Here is a 16,746-nt window from a genome sequence, read left to right on the forward strand (position 1 = left end):
GGGGGTCCGACCGTACCGGCGGGGTCCGACACTCAGCCCAGGGCCCGCTCGAAGGCCGTGTAGACCTCGTCGTTGAACAGGACGAACCGGATGTCCGCCACCTCGGTCGCCGTCTCCCGCACCGTCGCGACCGCGATCCGCGCGGCCGACTCCACGGGCCACCGGTACACGCCCGCCGACACCGCCGGGAACGCGACCGACGCCGCCCCCAGCTCGTCGGCGACCCGCAGCGACTCCCGGTAGCACGATGCCAGGAGCGCGCTCCGGTCCTCCGTCTCGGAGTAGACCGGGCCGACCGTGTGGATCACCCACCGCGCGCGGAGCCTCCCGGCGGTCGTCGCCACGGCCTGCCCGGTCGGCAGGCCCTTCCCGTACTGCGACGCCCGCAGGTCCCGGCACGCGTCGAGGATCGCGGGCCCGCCCGCCCGGTGGATCGCCCCGTCCACCCCGCCGCCGCCCATGAGGGACGAGTTCGCGGCGTTGACGATCGCGTCCACGTGCTGGAGCGTGATGTCGCCTCTGCTGATCGAGATGCCCATGCCCGTATTCAAGCACCGATCGGGCCGCCGTTCCCGGTAGCGTTGCACCGAACCGAATCGGAGGTCCGCATGATCGTCACGGTCACCGCCAACCCCAGCCTCGACCGCACGATCGCGGTCGACCGGCTCCTGCGCGGCGAGATCCACCGGGCCACCGGCGACCGCGTGGACCCCGGCGGCAAGGGCGTCAACGTCTCCCGCGCGCTCGTCGCCAACGGCCACCGCACCTGCGCGGTCCTCACCACCGGCGGCCACGCCGGGGCCGAACTGCTCGACCTCCTCGACGAGGCCGGCGTCCCCATCGAGGAGGTGCCCGTCTCCCAGGCGATCCGCTCCAACCTCGCCATCGCCGAAGCCGACGGCACCGTCACCAAGCTCAACGAGACCGGACCCGCCCTGCGGCCCACCGAGATTGAGGAACTCCTCGTCGCCGCCATCACGCCCACACTGGAGCGCTCCGCGTCCTGGATCGCCGGATGCGGGAGCCTCCCGCCCGGCGTCGACGCCGACTTCTACGCCGTGCTCGTCGAACGCACCCGCGACGCGGGCGCCCGCGCCGCCGTCGACACCTCCGGCCCGGCCCTCGCCGCGAGCCTCCGCGCCCGCCCCGACCTCGTCAAACCCAACCGCGAAGAGCTCGCCGAAGCCGCCGGGACCGCCGTCGACACCCTCGGCGACGCCATCGAGGCCGCCCGCGCCCTCCGCGCCGCGGGCGCCGGCGCGGTCCTCGCCAGCCTCGGCCCCGACGGCGCGATCCTGGTGGACGCCACCGGGGTCCACCACGCGCACGTCCCGCACCCGCGGCCCCTGGTCAGCGCCGTCGGCGCCGGGGACGCCACCCTCGCGGGCTTCCTCGCCAACGGCGGCTCGGGCCCCGACGCGCTCACCGCCGCCGTCGCCTGGGGCACCGCCACCGTCGCCCTCCCCGGCAGCGTCATGCCCGGCCCCGCCGACATCGACCTGAGCATCGTGGAGACCACCGCGACTCCTGAGACGGGACGCGTCCTGCGGTAAACCAGTGGCGCGCACCGCCCCCGCGATGGTTCGATCACCGGTATGACGATCCGACTCGAAACACCCGCCGTCGAAGGACTCCCCGCCGTCCTCGACGCCCTCCGGGACTGGCAGCGCGACGGCGACCCCGTCCAGCTCCACCCCGGAGACCTCGGCTGGTACTGGCGCTTCGGCGCCGAACAGACCGCCGCGGACCTGCGCACCTGGACCCGCGACGGGACCGTCCTCGCCGTCGGCCTCCTCGACGGGCCCGGCCTCGTCCGCCTCACCACCGCACCCGAGGCCAGGCAGGACGCGGAACTGGCCGAGCAGATCGCCGACGACTTCGGCGACCCCGACCGCGGCGTCCTCGCCGCCGGCGAAGCCGACGTGGAGGCCCCGGACGGCGCGCTCGTGCGCGACGCCCTCACCGCCCGCGGCTGGACCCTCGGCGAGCCGTGGACCCCGCTCACCCGCGACCTCGCCGCACCCGTCGAGGTCCCCGACGTCCGCGTCGAGACCGTCGGCCCCGACACCGCAGACGCCTACGCCGCCATCGTGCGCGCCTCCTTCAACGGCTCCACGTTCACCGCGGACCGCTGGCGCACCACCGCGTCCGGGCCGTACTACAGCGCGCGCAGCCTGCTCGCCTACGACGGCGACGCACCCGCCGCCGCGATCACCGTCTGGTCCGCCGGACCCGGCAGGCCCGGCCTCATCGAACCCCTCGGCGTCGACCCCGCCCACCGCGGCCGCGGCCTCGGCACCGCCATCACCCTCGCCGGGACCGCCGCCCTCCGCGACCTCGGCGCCTCCAGCGCGTTCGTCGCCACCGAGTCCGAGCGCATCCCGGCCGTCGCCACCTACAAGGCCGCCGGGTACACCGCAGGCACCGAACGCCTCGACCTCCACCGGGACGCCGGATGACACAATGTGCGCCCTGAGGAAGGAGCACACCACATGGCGCAACCCCGCGACTACATCACCATGCAGGCCCTGGCCCGCATCGAGTACAAGCTCGACCTGATCATGGCGAACCTGGGCGTCGCCCAGGCCGCCCCGCCCGAGGAGCCCTGGCTCGCCGGGGTCCGCTCCGAGATCCGGTCCGGCCGCAAGATCCAGGCGATCAAGCTCTACCGCGAGCACACCGGCCTGGGCCTCAAAGAGGCCAAGGACGCTGTGGAGCGCATGGAGAAGGGCTACTGAGCGCGATTCGCGACGGTTCGGGAATGTCGCACCGATTGTCTATCCTCGGTGCGGTATTCCCGGCCCCAGCGAAGGACGCAGATGACGAAATCCCGTGCGCCGCAAGAGGATAAGCTGAAACTCCCGGCCTCCTGGAACTCCCGGGTCCTGCCCCGCCGCGGCAGGCCCGCGAAGAGGCCCGCGGTCCTCGCCGACCCGAAGACCCTCGCCGACCTCGCCCGCGAGCGCACCGAACGCGAGGCCGACCTGCGGACCGCGCTCGACCTCGACGGCAACGCGCCCTATGCGGACCGGGCCCGCGCCCACCTCGACGGCGCCCCCGACCCCCGCGGCGCGGCCGCCGTCGCCGCGCTCCTCACCGAACCCCACCAGCTCTACGGCGCGTCCTGGCTCCGGCCCGCGTTCGACGCCTGGGTCCTCGACCACGGCCTGCCCTTCGCGTGCGCCGCGGCCGTCGAGTTCCTCGCCGTCAAGGAGCGCACCGAGATGTACGACGAGCTGCCGCCGCTGCGCGAACGCGTCCTCGCCGAGACCCCCGCCGGGAACCTCGAAGTCCTCGACCGCGAGACCGACCACGGGATCGGCGCCGTCCGAGCCCTCCTCGCGGCCGCCTCCGACGACGAGTACGCCCTCGCGGCGGCCGCCGTCGCCGCCCGCCGCGACACCCCCGCCAAGCGCATCGCCGCCACCGTCCTCCTCCCCGACGAACCCGCCTGGCTCCTCGAAGCCGGAGCCGACTTCATGCGGGAGCGGGAGAACCCCTACAACGACGACCTCCTGTGGACGTGCTTCGCCACCGCCGACCAGATCACCGCCGTCGGCCTCGACGCCGCCGAGCACCCCCGGCTCGGCTACGACTCGCTCCTCACCCTCGTCGCCACCCTCGGCGCGGATGCCCTCCCGGTCCTCACCGGACCCGCCGCCGCCGGATACACCGACTACCACGACCGCGGCGACCTCGCGCAGGCCATCGCGATGCTCCCCAGCGACGACGCCGCCGAGCACCTCCTCACCCGGCTCCGCAGGCACTCCACCTTCAAAGCCGCCACAGCGGCCGCCGCGACCTTCCCCCTGCGCACCCTCCGCACCGCCGCCCGCCTCGCCCCCGGCCTCGACCCCGCCGACCTCCACGCACTCGCCGCGATCGCCGCCCTCCCCGACGCGGCGCTCCGCGCCCGCCTCACCGAGGACGAGCGGACCGCCCTCGACCGCCTCGACACCGCCGCCGGCCGAGTCCCCGACGCCGACGACCTGCCCCCGCTCCTCACCAACCCGCCCTGGACCCGCAAGCGCCCCAAAGCCGACGGGCCCGAGGACGACCCCCTGGCCCCCTCGGTCAAGGTCCCCAGACCCGGCAAGTGGTTCGTCCCCGCCGCACTCCCGCAAGTCCTCCTCAAGGGACGCGACCGCGCGCTCCCCGTCGGCTCCGTCGCGCACCTCGCCACCGTGCTCGCGCTGGCCGCCCCCGACCGCCCCTACCCGGGGCTCGCCGTGGCGGCCGAGACCTGCGACCGGGACTCGCTGGCCGCGTTCGGCCTCGCGCTGTTCGAGCAGTGGGAGCGGGCGGGCGGGCCCGCGAAGGACGGGTGGGCGCTGATGCAGCTCGCGCACTTCCCGAGCGACGCGGCCGCCGTGCGCCTCGCCGAGCTGGTGCGCGCGTGGCCCGGGGAGAGCAAGCACAAGCGGGCCGCCGCGGGCGTGGGCGTGCTCGGCGCGATGGGGACGGAGGCCGCGCTCCGGGGGCTCCACGGCCTCGCGGAGAAGCTGAAGTTCAAGTCGCTCAAGGACGACGCGGGCCGCCAGCTGAGCGCGGTCGCGAAGCGGCTGGGCCTGAGCCGGGAGCAGCTCGCCGACCGGCTCGTCCCGGACCTGGGGCTCGGCGCGCCGATCGTCCTCGACTACGGGCCCCGCTCGTTCACCGTCGAGGCCGACGAGCACCTGGACCTGCGCGTCACCGACGGGACCGGGAAGGTCCTCAAGGCCCTCCCGAAGCCCGGCGCGAAGGACGACGCCGCGACCGCGGGGGAGTCCTACCGGCGGTTCGGCGCGCTCAAGAAGGACCTGCGCACCACCGCGACCGACCAGGTCCGCCGCCTCGAAGCGGCCATGGCGACCGCCCGCACCTGGCCGAAGGCCGAGTTCGAGGAGCACATCGCGGGCCACCCGCTCAACCGCCGCCTCGCCGGGCGGCTCGTCTGGTGGACCGGGACCGGCGGCACCGCGAGGGGGTTCCGCATCGCCGAGGACGGCACCTACTCCGACGCCGACGACGCCGCGGTGGTCCTGCCCGAGGACGCCGCGGTCCGCCTCGCCCACCCGGTCCTGCTCGGGGACCTGACCCCCAGGTGGACCGAGTTGCTCGCCGACTACGAGATCCTTCAGCCGTTCGACCAGCTCGGCCGCCCGGTCCTGGCGCTCACCGACGAGGAGCGCGCCACCGGCCGCCTCTCGCGCGCCGAGGGCGCCGTCATCGAGGCCCTGCGGGTCCTCGGCGCCGCCGGTCAGGGCTGGCGGCGCGCCAGGCCGGAGGACGGCGGGGTCGAGCCGGGCGTCTCCTGGTCGCCCGGCGGCGGCCTGGTCGTCGCGGTCGGGCTGGAGCCGGGGATCTGGGCGGGCGCGGCCGCCGAGTCCCCGGAGCAGACCGTCCGGAGCGTCGTGGTCTCCCGGGGCGAACCGTGCTGGCGGTACGACGGGCACCGCCCGCCCCGCCCGGTCGACCTCGACCCGGTGACCGCCTCGGAGATCCTCGCGAGGCTGGAGCGGCTGACTACCAGCGGTGGTGGACCTGCGGCCTGACCAGGTCGTCGTAGACGGCGCGGACCGCCGCGTGGAGGTCCGGGTCCAAGGGGGCGAACGCTGCTGCGGCCGCGTTCGCCGCCGCCTGCTCGGCATTGCGGGCGCCGGGGATCACGACGGTGACGCCCGGCTGGTCGAGGATCCAGCGGAGTGCGAACTGCGCCATGGTCATCCCCTCGGGCACGAGCGGCCGGAGGCGCTCGACCGCTTCCAGGCCCGTCGCGTAGTCGACGCCCGCGAAGGTCTCGCCGACGTCGAACGCGTCGCCGCGGCGGTTGTAGTTGCGGTGGTCGTCGGCCGCGAACTCGGTCCCGGCGGTGTACCTGCCCGACAGGAGGCCCGAGGCGAGCGGGACGCGCGCGATGATCCCCACGCCCGCGTCGGCCGCGGCCGGGAGGACGCGTTTGAGCGGCTTCTGCCGGAACGGGTTCAAAATGATCTGCACCGTGGCAACGCCCGGGCGGGCGATGGCCGCGAGGGCCTCCTCGCAGGTCTCGACGCTCACGCCGTAGTGCCCGATGCGGCCCTCGGCGACCATGGCGTCGAGGACGCCGAACACGGCGTCGTCGCCGTAGACGCTCGTCGGCGGGCAGTGGAGCTGCACCAGGTCCAACGTCGCCATGCCGAGGCGCTCGCGCGAGTCGTCGTTCCACGCGAGGAAGTTCGCCTCGCTGTAGTTCCCGTGGACCTGCTCGGCGCGCCGGCCCATCTTGGTCGCGACGAAGACCCCCGGGTGCGCCTTGCGGAACGCGCCCACGAACCGCTCCGAGCGGCCGTCGCCGTACACGTCGGCGGTGTCGTAGAAGGTCACGCCCGCCGCCGCGGCGGCCTCCAGGGCCGCGGTCGCGTCGTCCTCGCTGACGGCGCTCCAGTCGGCGCCGATCTGCCACGCGCCGAAGCCCACGACCCCGACGCTCGCGCCGGTCCTGCCCAGAATCCGAGTCTCCAAAGTGACGGCCCCCTTCAACTAACCCATTTACAAAGTGGCGCACCCGCCGTAGCATTCAGCCATGAAGTCCACCTCGCGCGATATCCGCCTGCGCAACTGCTTCGCAGTGCTGCGGCACCTCATCGCGGACGCCCCGACCTCCCGCCAGATCCTCGCCCGCGAGACCGACCTCTCGGTGGCGACGGTGTCGAACCTGGTCACCGACCTGATCGAACTGGGCGTCGTCGTGGAGGTGGGACGCGAGGACTCCGGCGGCGGGCGCCCCCGGGCGCTCCTGGCCCCGAACGCGGGCGGCGGCGTCATGATCGGCGTCGACGTCGCCGAGACGTACGTGCAGCTGGAAGTCTACGACCTGGCCCTCACGGTGGTGGACCGGGTCGAGGAGCGCATGGAGGCCAGCGAGAACAGCCCCGACCAGGTCATCGGCCACATCGCCTCCGCCATGGACCAGGTCCGCTCCCGCCTCGGCGACCGCGCGATCCTCGGGGTCGGCGTGAGCCTCCCCGGGCAGGTCGACGTCACCTGGGGCGTCTCCGGGTTCGCCCCCAACTGGAACTGGCACGACGTGCCGTTCCGGCGCCTGCTCACCGAGCGCCTTGAACTCGACGTCCCGGTCTACCTGGACAATCCCCTGAAGACGATCACCGTCGGCGAGCTCTGGTTCGGCGACGGCCGCGGCGTCGACCGCCTCGCCGTGCTCATCCTCGGCACCGGCGTGGGCGCCGGGCTCGCCTTCGGCGGGCAGCTCTACCGCGGCGCCACCAACTCCGCGGGGGAGTGGGGCCACACCACCATCAACCCCAGCGGCCCGCAGTGCCGCTGCGGCGCAAAGGGATGCATCGAGGCGTATGTGGGCGCCCCCGCGATCCTGTGGCAGTGGGCCCAGCTCGACGGCCGCGCCGCCGCGGGCTCGCAGACCGAGGCCATGGCCGCGCTCGCCGCCGCCTGGGAGGCGGGGGAGCCGTCCGCGGTGCGCACCGTCGAGACCGTCGCCGAGTCGCTCGCCGCCGGGGTCGCGAACCTGCTCAACCTTGTCAACCCCGACCTCGTGGTCCTGGACGGCTGGGTCACCTGGGCCCTCGGCGACGCGCTCGTGCCCGAGTTCGAGCGCCGCCTCGCCGCGCACGCCATGGAGGCCCCGCTCAAGGCCGCCCGCCTGAAGCGGAACACGCAGGAGCGCAACATGGTCGCGCTCGGCGCGGCCGCACTCGCCCTGGAGGGCCACCTGAACCGGCTCAACACCGTGGGGTCGCGCAGCCGCCGCTGACCGGACCCCCAGGTACCGCACAAAAACCGAGCGCTTCCAACGCGATCGCGCACGAATCGTTACCACGAGGCTTACTTCAACCCATTGACAAAGTGAGTGACCCTCGCAACACTGAGAGACGAATCGACGGATGTCGAATCTCCGCTGCGGCGTCGACCATGACCCGGAGTCGCGCGGGAGCCCTTCCGACCTCTCAACGTAGCGAGGAGCTAGAAATGGCCTTCAGCAACAACCGTTCGTCCGAGCAGGCGCTTGCCGGCCTGGCGTTCAACCGTCGCCGCATGCTCGCGCTCGGCGGCCTCGCCGCCGGGGCGGGCGCGCTGGGCGCGTGCGGCTCCAACACCGGGCGCGGCGGCACGGGCGACGGCGTCAACCTCTACCAGTGGTACCACCAGTACGGCGAGGCCGGCACCCAGCAGGCCGCCGAGAAGTACGCCGCCGCATACGAGGACGCCACCGTCACCATCAACTGGGTCCCCGGCGACTACGACACCGCCCTCTCCTCCGGGCTCCTCGCCGACAAGCCCGGCGACTACCCCGACGTCTTCGAGAGCCACCTCAACCGCTCCATGGTGGACTCGGGGCAGGTCGTGCCCCTCGACGACATCTTCGAGGGCGTCCTCGACGACTTCACCGACATCGACGTCAAGCGCAACTCGATCGACGGCAAGGTCTACGGGATCCAGATGATCGACGACCCGCAGTTCCTGTACTACCGGCCGTCCCTGTTCTCCGACGCCGGGATCACCGAGCCGGCCACCTTCGAGGACCTCATGGCCGCGGCCGCCGAGCTCACCACCGGCGACGTCAAGGGCCTGTTCCTCGGCAACGACGACTCCGCCACGAAGCTGTTCCAGCCCATCGTGTTCTCCGCCGGGCAGTCCCTCCTCACCGACGACCACCAGATCGGCTTCGACAAGGACACCGTCATCGCCGGTGCGCTGCAGGTGAAGGCGCTCCACGAGTCCAGCTCCCTCCTCATCGGCGCCCCCACCGAAGCGTGGGACCCGTCCTCGATCATCCAGGGCCTGTGCGCGATCCAGTGGTGCGGCCTGTGGGCCCTCCCGCAGATCATCGACACCTACGGCGACGACATCGCCGTCATGCCGTTCCCCGGCTTCGGCGGCGGGACGCAGACCGTCTACAACGGCGGCTGGTCCACGTTCGTCAACGCCAAGTCCGAGCACGTCGACGAGGCCAAGGCGTTCGCCAAGTGGCTGTGGATCGACAACGAGGAGTACATCCAGGACTGGTGCCTGTCCTACGGCTTCCACATCCCGCCGCGCAAGTCCATGGCCGCCAACGCCGACGCGCTCGCCGAGGGCCCCGCCGCCACCGCCGTCCAGATCTCCCAGGACTTCGGCTGGGGCGACGACCCCAACTGGACGCCCACCATGGAGACCGCCGTGGACGACATGATGACCCACGTCGTGCTCGAAGGCGCCGACCCCTCGGCCGAGTTCGACGCCGCCGCCCAGACCATCCAGACCGAGCTCGACTCGATCTTCGGCTGACCGGGGGCACCGTGGCCGTCTCGACCGAGACCGCCGCGCCCGGGGCGGCGGGCACCGGGGGCCGAGCGCCCCGGTCCCGCCGCCGCCCGGGCGGCTGGCGGACCGCACTCACCTTCTGGTACTTCGTGGGGCCCTTCTTCATCGGGCTCCTCGTCTTCACCTACATCCCCGTGATCTGGAGCGCGTACCTGTCGTTCTTCGACGCGCGCAACACCGTGACGCCCCTGCCCGAGGACTTCGTGGGCCTCGGCAACTACGCCCGGATGCTCCAGGACGCGGCGTTCACCGACAGCCTCGTCACGTTCACCGTGTTCGCGGCCTTCATCGTCCCGCTCACGTTCGCGTGCTCGCTCGCGCTCGCCCTGCTGCTCAACCGGGTCCGGCTCATGCGGGCGTTCTTCCGGTCGGTGTTCTTCCTGCCGTTCGCGTGCTCCTACGTGGTCGCCTCGCTGGTGTGGAAGATGTCGATCTTCAACGGCGTGCGGTACGGCATGGCGAACTCGGTGCTCGACCTGTTCGGGATCGAGGACATCCCGTGGCTGTTCGACCCGAGCCCGCCCTGGTACTGGCTGGTCATCGTGACGCTGCGCCTGTGGATCCAGTGCGGCTTCTACATGATCCTGTTCATCGCCGCGCTCCAGCAGATCCCCGAGCACCTCTACGAGGCCGCCTACGTGGACGGCGCGAAGCCCGGCCGCCAGACCTTCTGGCACATCACGCTCCCGCAGCTGCGGGCCACCTCCGTGGCGGTCCTCATGCTCATCCTCATCGCCGCCTACCAGGCGTTCGACGAGTTCTACAACCTCATCGGGAACCAGGCGTACGCCAGACCGCCGCTGATGTACCTGTACACGACCGCGCTCGGCACCCAGCAGGACCTGGGCCGCGGCTCCGCGGGGGCGCTGATCCTGGCGCTCATCATCGCGATCGTGACGGTCCTCCAGGGCAGGTTCCTCGGATTCGGCAACGCGGAGGAGAAGTAGCAATGGCATCGACCCCGCTGCGCGCCAAGCCCGTCGGCTACCGGCCCGGCATCGGCTCGAAGGGCGCGAACCTCGCGGTCCTCATCGTCCTCGCCGTGCTCGCGGTCCTGTTCCTCATCCCGTTCTACCTGATCCTGCGCAACGCCTTCGCCACCGACCAGGAGATCACCGCCCCCGGCTGGATGTGGTTCTCCTCCGACCCCGCCTGGGACAACCTGTCGCGGCTGTTCGACGACCCGTCCGTGCCGATGGCCCGGTCGCTCCTGAACTCCGCGATCGTCGCCGTCCTCACCACCGCGGGCACCCTGTTCCTGTGCACCACCGCCGGGTACGGGCTCGCGCGCATCCCGTGGCGGCACGCGAACAAGGTGTTCTACATCGTGCTGGCGACGCTCATGATCCCCGGCGCGATCACGTTCGTGCCGAGCTTCGTGATGGTCTCCAGCCTCGGCTGGCTCTCCGACTACCGGGGCCTCATCATCCCCGGCCTGTTCTCGGGCTTCGCGGCGTTCCTGTGCCGCCAGTACTTCCTGGGCTTCCCGCGCGAGCTCGAAGAGGCCGCCCGCGTGGACGGCCTGAGCCACTGGGGCGCGTTCTGGCGCATCGTGATCCCCAACTCCGGGAGCTTCCTCGCGGCGATCGCGGTCATCACGTTCGTGGGCGCGTGGAACGCGTTCCTGTGGCCCCTGGTCATCGGCCGGTCCCCGGACTCGTGGACCGTGCAGGTCGCCCTCTCCACGTTCCTGACGGCGCAGACGGTGAGCCTCTCGCAGCTGTTCGCCGCCGCGCTCGTGGCGATCCTGCCGCTGGTGTTCGTGTTCCTTTTCCTCCAGCGCTTCCTGGTCCAGGGCGTGGCCCAGACCGGCCTCAAGGGCTGAGTCCCGGGCCTCCTGCTGCGGCCTCCGGCCCCGGCCGGAGGCCCCGGGGCCCCGCCGGTTTCCGGCCGGGCCCCGGAGTTCCGCAGGTCACCCGCTAGTGTTGCCGTCGTGGACCTGACCGAATACGTGCCCGTCGTCCCCGACTTCCCCGAACCCGGGGTCGGCTTCCGCGACATCACGCCGCTGCTCGCCGCCCCCGATGCGTTCCGCGCCTCGATCGACCGCCTCCAGGAGGCGTGCGAGCCGTACCCGTACGACGCGATCGCCGCGTTCGACGCCCGCGGGTTCCTCTGGGCCGCGCCGCTCGCCGACCGCACCGGCACGCCGCTCCTGCCGATCCGCAAGGCCGGCAAGCTGCCCCGCCGCGCCGCGGTCGAGACCTACCGCGGCGAGTACGCCGAAGTGCGGGTCGAGCTCCACGCCGACGCCGTGCGCGCGGGCGACCGGGTCCTCCTCGTCGACGACGTCATCGCCACCGGCGAGTCCATGGCCGCGGGCGTGCGCCTCGTCGAGGGACTCGGCGGCACCGTCGCCGCCTGCGCGGCCCTCCTGGAGATCGGCGCCCTCAACGGCCGCGACCGCCTCACCGGCTACCCCGTGGTGTCGCTCCTCGGGAAGCTCTGAGCGCCGCGCTCAGCCCAGCAGCTTCTCGATGTTCACCGGGTCGGCCAGCGCCGACCCCATCCCGATCACCGACGCCCCGGCCTTGCGGTACGCCTCGACCTCGTCGGGCCCGACCCCGCCCGTGGCCACGTACTTGACCTCGGGGAACGGCCCGGCCATCGCCTTGAACCAGTCCTTGCCCAGCGAGGACGCGGGGAAGACCTTCACCCACGTGCAGCCCAGCTCCCGCGCGAGGCCGACCTCGCTGGCGGTCGCCACGCCCGGCAGGTGCGGCAGGCCCGCGGCGTGCGACGCCTCCAGGACGGCCGGGTTCAGGCCCGGCGCGATCGTGTAGGCCGCGCCCGCGGCGGCGGCGCGCTCGACGTGCCCGGCCGAGACCACGGTCCCGGCGCCCACGAGGTGCCCGCGCGGCGCGGCGGCCTTCACCGCGGCGGCGAGGGCCTCCTCCTGGCCGGGCTGCCCGATCGGGACCTCGACGAGGTCGATCCCGGCGTCCCAGAGCCGCTCGGAGAGCGCCACGGTCTCGTCGGCGGGCAGGCCGCGCCAGATCGCCATGACGCGCTGGTCGGCGAAGAGGCGGTCGAAGAAGGCGCCTTGGTCAACGGTCACTGCTGGTCCTCCAGGAGGGCTCGAACGGTCTCGGGGGCGGGCGGGGGCGCGAGGTCCCCGACGGTCTGGAGGGCCCCGGCGGCGAGCCGGTGGCCCAGGCGCATGGAGGCGGCGACGGACGCGTCCTGCAAGCGGCCGTAGAGGAATCCGGCGGCGAACGCGTCGCCCGCGCCGACGGGTTCGACCACGTCGACGGGCTCGGCGGCCGTGTAGTGGCGCTCCTCGCCGTCGAACGCGGTGACGCCGTTCCCGCCGTCCTTGACGACGAGCACGGCGGCGTTCGGGATGCGCTCGCGCACGTCCTCGGGGGTCTTGACGCCCCAGAGGGTCTGGGCCTCGTCGAGGCCGACGAACGCGATGTCGGCGGCGTCGGCGAGCCGTGCGAGCACCGGCCCGGCCTCGTCGACGGGCCACAGGGCCGGGCGGTAGTTGACGTCGAAGCTCACGACGGCGGGGGCGAGGGCGCGCCGCACGAGCAGCTCCTCCACGAGGGCCGCGCAGGACTCCGAGAGGGCCGGGGTGATGCCGGACAGGTGGAGGATCTTCGGCGGCTCCAGGCCGTCGAGGTGGCCGGGGCCCATGGTCGAGGCCGCGGAGCCGCGCCGGTAGTAGTGGACGACGGTGCCCTCGGGGCCGGGGTCCTTGAAGTAGACGCCGGTGGGGCGCGCGGGGTCGGTGCCGATGCCGTCGCAGTCGACGCCCGCTGCTGCCAGGACGTCCTTGATGCGCAGGCCGAACGGGTCGTCGCCGACCTTGCCGTGCCAGGCGGCGCGGGCGCCGAGGCGGGCGAGGGCGACGGCGACGTTCGACTCGGCCCCGGCGACGCCGGCGTGGAGTTCGACCGCCGTGCGCAGGGGTCCGGCGGTCGCGGGCGCGAAGACGCACATCGACTCGCCGAGGCACAGGACGTCCAAGGGGGCTCCCTTCGGGGTCGGGGGACGGGCCCCAGCCTACCGACCGGAAAACGCATTCACAAAACCGCCGGACCCTCCGTCCCGCGTAGACTGGACCGACGGCTCTCTCGCGATGGGGGCGAACATGATCGACGTGCGCCTGGTGAAGGTCTTCGCGTGGACCATCGGGGTCCTGCTGGTCCTCTGGATGCTCGCCGAGTGCGCGGGCGGCATCGACGAGACGGACACCGACGGGGACCTCCAGCGCGACGCGGAGCAGTACGCCGCGGACTGCGGCCGCACCTGGCAGGCCCTCGACGCCGCGGGGGAGGTCGCGGGCGGGGACGTGGAGTCGGTGGTGGACCGGATGGAGGCGTTCGGCAACGAGATCGAGGACCCCGACCTCAAGGCGCTCACCGCGGTCTACACCGAGCGGGTCCAGGACCTCGCGGCGACCGTCGACCCCGCGGACCTCGCAGGGGAGATCGCCCAGTACCAGGACTCCGCGGCGTTCGACCTGGCGCTGCGCTGCCCGCTGTCGTGATCCCGCCGTGCGGGCCCGGTATTGACAGTGTTGGAAATTACCGCTAACTTCTACACGTTTGCACATCCTTCTGTCCGAAGGATGCCCACTCGACCTCAATGTGGAGGGACGCGGCGCCGCACTCGCGGTCCGCACGGCGGCCCTCCCGCGGACTTTGCTCTGGGGTTGACGGGGCGGGGCCGACCGGTGCCGAAGCCGACGCGTGAGACCGCGGCGGCGGTGGCGGGCGGACCCGCCCCGTTCCGCTGCACCGTTCCCCCAAGAACCACCCAAATCAACCCATAACGGTTCGCGCGTTTGGGTTCGGGCCCGTGCTTGTGGCAAAATGGCACGTCTGCCTTCCCACCGTAGGAGCCTCGTTGCCACCCAGCGATCTGCACGCCACCTTCCTGCCCGACCACGCCTCCCCGGCCGACGGGCGGCTCCTGTTCTTCGGGGGCGGGCGTCCGGAGTCCGCGGTGGCCGAGCTCGGACTGCCCCCGGGCGACCCGGTCGAGGCGGAGCTCTACCTCGAAGGGGAGCTGGTGGAGGTCGAGGGCGTCGCGATGCCGGTCCGCCCGGTGCTGCCCGCGCTCACCCGCATCGCCTCCCGGCCCGACATCACCGAGTCCGTGGCGATCTGGGCCCGGATCGCGAACGCGGTGGACGACGACAAGTTCGACGACCTCGACCGCATCGCCGGTGAGCTCCCCGCCGAGGGCCACTCCGCCCCGCACTCCGAAGGCCACGTGTGGACCGCGAAGGCCCTGGTGGGCGCCTTCGTGGAGTCCTACACCGAGCTGCTGCGCTCCGACTCGGGGCTGAACCTGCGGCTCATCACCGCCCAGCACGCCGACCCCGGCGAGGTCCGCGTCAACGCCGACCTGCGCAAGTACCAGGCCCACGGCATCGCCTGGCTCGAAGCCGCGGCCGACGGCGGCACCGGCGTGATCCTCGCCGACGACATGGGCCTGGGCAAGACCCTCCAGTCGATCGGGCTGCTCGTGCGCCGGGCCGGGATCGCCCCGCACCTGGTGGTCTGCCCCACGTCCCTGGTCGGCAACTGGCAGCGCGAGATCGCGCGCTTCGCGCCGCAGCTGTCGGTGCACCTGCACCACGGCCCGGCCCGCACGAAGTCGCCCGCGCCGTTCGTGGAGACCGACGTCGTGGTCACCTCGTACTCGATCGCGCTGCGCGACATCAAACTGCTGCGCTCCATCGGCTGGGACACCATCGTCATCGACGAGGCCCAGGCCATCAAGAACCACCGCTCGCGCACCGCCGGGGCCGTCCGCGACCTCACCGGCCGCGTGCGCATCGCCCTGACCGGCACGCCCGTGGAGAACCACCTCGCCGAGCTGTGGTCGATCTCCGAGTTCGTCAACCCCGGGCTCCTCGGCATCCAGGCGGACTTCAAGCGCCGCTTCGCCGACCCCATCGAGATCGGCCGCGACCCCGTGGCCGCCGCGACGCTCCGCGCCCGCATCGACCCGGTCGTGCTGCGCCGCATGAAAGAGGACGTCGCCGCCGACCTGCCCCCGAAGATCGAGTCCGTCGTGGCCTGCACGATGACCGACGAGCAGGCGGGCCTCTACCGCGAGGCCATCCGCGAGGCGTTCGACGAGGGCCTGGGCGACGGCATCACCCGCCGCGGCCGCGTCCTCAAGCTCCTCACCCGCCTCAAGCAGATCTGCAACCACCCCGCGCAGTACGTGGGCGTGGGGGACGGGCACCTGGCCGAGCGCTCCGGGAAGCTCGACCGCGTCACCGAGATGCTCACCGAGGTCGTCGAAGAGGGCGACAAGACCCTCATCTTCACGCAGTACCGGCAGATGGGGGAGCTGCTCTCGCGCCACCTGGAGGCCGAGCTCGGCGTCGCCGCGCCGTTCCTGCACGGCGGCCTCGACCAGCCCGCCCGCGACAAGCTCGTGGACGAGTTCCAGACCGTCCCGGGCCCCGCGATCCTCCTCGTCTCGCTCCGCGCGGGCGGCACCGGCCTCAACCTCACGGGCGCCTCGCACGTCGTCCACTACGACCGCTGGTGGAACCCCGCGGTCGAGGACCAGGCCACCGACCGGGCCCACCGCATCGGGCAGACCCAGACCGTGCACGTCCACAAGCTGGTGACCGCCGGGTCGCTCGAAGAGCGCGTGGACGAGCTGCTCGCCCGCAAGCGGGCCATCGCCGAGGCCGTGGTCGGCTCCGGCGAGGACTGGCTGGGCGAGCTCGACGACTCCCAGCTCCGCAAACTCATCGAACTCGACGACCAGGGAGGCCACCTGTGAGCGACCCGTACGGCCGGACCTGGTGGGGCCGCAAGTGGTGGCGCGCCCTGGAGACCATCGGCCTGAACTACCCCGACCAGCGCATCGTCAAGGGCCGCGCCATCGCCGGGCGCGGCTCCGTCACCGGCCTCTCCATTGAGCCGGGCCTCGTCTCGGGGACCGTCGCCGACGGCGCCGGGCTCTACGAGGCCGAGATCGCCATCCCCGTCTACAACAAGTCGGCGTGGACCGCGGGCCTGTCGGCCCTGTCGCTGTCGCCCTCGTGCGTCGCCGGGCTCCTCGCCGGGCGCCTGCCCAAGCGCATCGACGACGTGCTCGCCGAGACCGGGATGCGCCTGCTGCCCAAGAAGTTCGTCACCGAGGACCACAACCGGATCACCACCTCGTGCGGGTGCGCCGACTCCCGCGAGGTCTGCGCCCACATCATGGCCCTCGCCCTGGTCAGCGCCGCCCGCATGGACGACGACCCGTGGCTGGTCCTCCTCGTCCGCGGCGGCCCCACCCGGGACCTCGCCGGACGCCTGCGCGCCGCCCGCCTCGCGAGCATGGAGGCCGCCCAGCCCGTCGCGTGAGCCTCGCTCTCATCGATTCCTGAACCGGGCGCCATCGGGTGTTGAGGTTGCCGCCATAGCGTCCGGGCCATGCCGAACCAGCGCACCGCCGGCATGGCGCGACTGCACCGCCGCA

General features: G+C 72.7%; 16 protein-coding genes. 12 read left to right on the forward strand and 4 right to left on the reverse strand.

Annotation, left to right across the window (positions count from 1 at the left end):
- Positions 1–32: 32 nt before the first annotated feature.
- A complete protein-coding gene (locus AB0A65_RS25420; RefSeq protein ID WP_359955245.1) occupies positions 33–539 on the reverse strand; it encodes an O-acetyl-ADP-ribose deacetylase in 507 nt (168 codons plus the stop codon).
- A 69-nt stretch (positions 540–608) separates the two neighbouring features.
- On the opposite strand from AB0A65_RS25420, the gene pfkB reads away from it, so the two are divergent.
- The 4 genes from pfkB (at position 609) to AB0A65_RS25440 (ending at position 5,534) form a co-directional block, all read left to right on the forward strand.
- Positions 609–1,553, forward strand: coding sequence for a 1-phosphofructokinase (pfkB, locus tag AB0A65_RS25425; RefSeq protein ID WP_359955248.1), 945 nt, complete (start codon positions 609–611; stop codon positions 1,551–1,553).
- Between the two features lie 42 nt (positions 1,554–1,595).
- Entirely contained in the window at positions 1,596–2,459 is an 864-nt protein-coding gene (locus AB0A65_RS25430) for a GNAT family N-acetyltransferase (RefSeq protein ID WP_359955251.1), read from the forward strand.
- Positions 2,460–2,492: 33 nt separating this feature from the next.
- The gene (locus AB0A65_RS25435; protein ID WP_359955254.1) at positions 2,493–2,738 is read left to right on the forward strand and encodes a ribosomal protein L7/L12; all 246 of its coding nucleotides are present in this window, start codon (positions 2,493–2,495) and stop codon (positions 2,736–2,738) included.
- An 81-nt stretch (positions 2,739–2,819) separates the two neighbouring features.
- On the forward strand, positions 2,820–5,534 hold the full coding sequence (locus AB0A65_RS25440; protein WP_359955256.1) for a DUF4132 domain-containing protein: 2,715 nt from the start codon (positions 2,820–2,822) through the stop codon (positions 5,532–5,534).
- Here AB0A65_RS25440 and AB0A65_RS25445 read toward each other — a convergent pair.
- Positions 5,506–6,483 (reverse strand): aldo/keto reductase, encoded by a 978-nt coding sequence (locus AB0A65_RS25445; protein WP_359955259.1) that lies wholly within the window; start codon positions 6,481–6,483, stop codon positions 5,506–5,508. The genes AB0A65_RS25440 and AB0A65_RS25445 overlap by 29 nt on opposite strands.
- A 61-nt stretch (positions 6,484–6,544) precedes the next feature.
- Between AB0A65_RS25445 and AB0A65_RS25450 the strand changes: the two genes are divergently transcribed.
- The 5 genes from AB0A65_RS25450 (at position 6,545) to AB0A65_RS25470 (ending at position 11,749) form a co-directional block, all read left to right on the forward strand.
- The gene (locus AB0A65_RS25450) at positions 6,545–7,750 is read left to right on the forward strand and encodes an ROK family transcriptional regulator (RefSeq protein ID WP_359955261.1); all 1,206 of its coding nucleotides are present in this window, start codon (positions 6,545–6,547) and stop codon (positions 7,748–7,750) included.
- Between the two features lie 215 nt (positions 7,751–7,965).
- Positions 7,966–9,264: an extracellular solute-binding protein gene (locus tag AB0A65_RS25455; RefSeq protein ID WP_359955264.1), complete on the forward strand. Its 1,299-nt coding sequence runs from the start codon at positions 7,966–7,968 to the stop codon at positions 9,262–9,264.
- Positions 9,265–9,275: 11 nt separating this feature from the next.
- A complete protein-coding gene (locus AB0A65_RS25460; protein ID WP_359955267.1) occupies positions 9,276–10,247 on the forward strand; it encodes a sugar ABC transporter permease in 972 nt (323 codons plus the stop codon).
- A gap of 2 nt (positions 10,248–10,249) precedes the next feature.
- Entirely contained in the window at positions 10,250–11,125 is an 876-nt protein-coding gene (locus AB0A65_RS25465; RefSeq protein ID WP_359955270.1) for a carbohydrate ABC transporter permease, read from the forward strand.
- A 108-nt stretch (positions 11,126–11,233) separates the two neighbouring features.
- On the forward strand, positions 11,234–11,749 hold the full coding sequence (locus tag AB0A65_RS25470; protein ID WP_359955273.1) for an adenine phosphoribosyltransferase: 516 nt from the start codon (positions 11,234–11,236) through the stop codon (positions 11,747–11,749).
- A gap of 9 nt (positions 11,750–11,758) precedes the next feature.
- Here the strand turns inward: AB0A65_RS25470 and AB0A65_RS25475 are convergent, their stop codons facing one another.
- On the reverse strand, positions 11,759–12,304 hold the full coding sequence (locus tag AB0A65_RS25475; RefSeq protein WP_359955314.1) for a bifunctional 4-hydroxy-2-oxoglutarate aldolase/2-dehydro-3-deoxy-phosphogluconate aldolase: 546 nt from the start codon (positions 12,302–12,304) through the stop codon (positions 11,759–11,761).
- Positions 12,305–12,354: 50 nt separating this feature from the next.
- Positions 12,355–13,272, reverse strand: a complete 918-nt coding sequence (locus tag AB0A65_RS25480) for a sugar kinase (protein WP_359955276.1) — start codon at positions 13,270–13,272, stop codon at positions 12,355–12,357.
- A 124-nt stretch (positions 13,273–13,396) separates the two neighbouring features.
- On the opposite strand from AB0A65_RS25480, the gene AB0A65_RS25485 reads away from it, so the two are divergent.
- The 3 genes from AB0A65_RS25485 (at position 13,397) to AB0A65_RS25495 (ending at position 16,631) form a co-directional block, all read left to right on the forward strand.
- Positions 13,397–13,795 carry a hypothetical protein gene (locus AB0A65_RS25485; RefSeq protein WP_359955278.1) on the forward strand — a complete coding sequence of 133 codons (399 nt, stop codon included), beginning with the start codon at positions 13,397–13,399 and terminating at the stop codon, positions 13,793–13,795.
- Between the two features lie 359 nt (positions 13,796–14,154).
- Entirely contained in the window at positions 14,155–16,059 is a 1,905-nt protein-coding gene (locus tag AB0A65_RS25490; RefSeq protein WP_359955281.1) for a DEAD/DEAH box helicase, read from the forward strand.
- A complete protein-coding gene (locus tag AB0A65_RS25495) occupies positions 16,056–16,631 on the forward strand; it encodes a hypothetical protein (RefSeq protein WP_359955283.1) in 576 nt (191 codons plus the stop codon). The genes AB0A65_RS25490 and AB0A65_RS25495 overlap by 4 nt, the downstream gene beginning before the upstream one ends.
- Positions 16,632–16,746: the final 115 nt, after the last annotated feature.

The organism is Glycomyces sp. NPDC047010, from assembly GCF_040644205.1.
Lineage (GTDB): Bacteria > Actinomycetota > Actinomycetes > Mycobacteriales > Micromonosporaceae > Glycomyces.

Excerpts from the sequence above, each read along its gene's own strand:
- AB0A65_RS25420 (WP_359955245.1), bottom strand. The coding sequence starts at position 539 with ATGGGCATCTCGATCAGCAGAGGCGACATCACGCTCCAGCACGTGGAC.
- pfkB (WP_359955248.1), top strand. The coding sequence starts at position 609 with ATGATCGTCACGGTCACCGCCAACCCCAGCCTCGACCGCACGATCGCG.
- AB0A65_RS25430 (WP_359955251.1), top strand. The coding sequence starts at position 1,596 with ATGACGATCCGACTCGAAACACCCGCCGTCGAAGGACTCCCCGCCGTC.
- AB0A65_RS25435 (WP_359955254.1), top strand. The coding sequence starts at position 2,493 with ATGGCGCAACCCCGCGACTACATCACCATGCAGGCCCTGGCCCGCATC.
- AB0A65_RS25440 (WP_359955256.1), top strand. The coding sequence starts at position 2,820 with ATGACGAAATCCCGTGCGCCGCAAGAGGATAAGCTGAAACTCCCGGCC.
- AB0A65_RS25450 (WP_359955261.1), top strand. The coding sequence starts at position 6,545 with ATGAAGTCCACCTCGCGCGATATCCGCCTGCGCAACTGCTTCGCAGTG.
- AB0A65_RS25455 (WP_359955264.1), top strand. The coding sequence starts at position 7,966 with ATGGCCTTCAGCAACAACCGTTCGTCCGAGCAGGCGCTTGCCGGCCTG.
- AB0A65_RS25465 (WP_359955270.1), top strand. The coding sequence starts at position 10,250 with ATGGCATCGACCCCGCTGCGCGCCAAGCCCGTCGGCTACCGGCCCGGC.
- AB0A65_RS25475 (WP_359955314.1), bottom strand. The coding sequence starts at position 12,304 with ATGGCGATCTGGCGCGGCCTGCCCGCCGACGAGACCGTGGCGCTCTCC.
- AB0A65_RS25485 (WP_359955278.1), top strand. The coding sequence starts at position 13,397 with ATGATCGACGTGCGCCTGGTGAAGGTCTTCGCGTGGACCATCGGGGTC.